This window comes from Candidatus Propionivibrio aalborgensis, from assembly GCF_900089945.1.
Taxonomy (GTDB): domain Bacteria; phylum Pseudomonadota; class Gammaproteobacteria; order Burkholderiales; family Rhodocyclaceae; genus Propionivibrio; species Propionivibrio aalborgensis.
Window position 1 is genome coordinate 1 of sequence record NZ_FLQY01000316.1, and the last position, 696, is coordinate 696.

The following is a 696-nucleotide window of genomic DNA, read 5'->3' on the forward strand; positions in this document are numbered from 1 at the left end:
GTGGCCGCTGTTATGGGATGACTATTCTGTTCCGCGTAGAACAGGGGGGTTTTCCCATCTGCATCTTTGCTTTGTGGATCGGCACCACTTTCGATCAGAAGTTCTGTGAGCTTCGGCTGGCCAGTTGCGGCGGATAGATGGAGTGCGGTTTGTCCGTCGTCTGATCTGATATGAATATCCGCACCGTTGCTTAGCAACATCTTCACCTCCTGCCTGCCGCCCGACAGCGCCGCTGCATGGAGGGCGGTCATGCCAACACGGTCCTTAGCGTTGACATCGGCACCGCTCTTGATCAGAAGTTCGGTTGCCTTCAGGTGGCCGTAAAAGGCGGCCATATGGAGCGGGGTCCGGCCCAAAGCGTCCCGTGTATCGACTTCGGCACCGGCCTCGAGGAGCGTCTTGATTTCGGCCAGATCGTCTTGAATCGCTGCTTTGACGAGAGGCGATTCCGCAACAGGGGGTGTTTCAGCCTTGTGCGGGTTGTCGTTGTCCGTTTCCCTGCTACATGCGGCGATGTTCAGAGCCAGCGCTCCAAACGCGATCACAGCGATTACGCGCCAAGCGCTTCCGGGGAAGGTCGTGCGGTTGTTGGTTTGGCGTATGGAGTTGCATCGGTTCATGGCTGTCTCGGTGTCGCGTTTTTTCCAGATTCAAGCGCTAATCATAAACGATTGTATGGGGGACGTTTATCCCCGG

The 696-nt window shown here is 56.8% G+C and carries 1 protein-coding gene; it reads right to left on the reverse strand.

Annotated features, from left to right (window positions below; all coding sequences use genetic code 11):
* A partial coding sequence (locus PROAA_RS13570) for an ankyrin repeat domain-containing protein (protein ID WP_186411851.1) occupies positions 1–620 on the reverse strand: 620 nt, incomplete at its 3' end.
* Between the last annotated feature and the right edge of the window lie 76 nt (positions 621–696).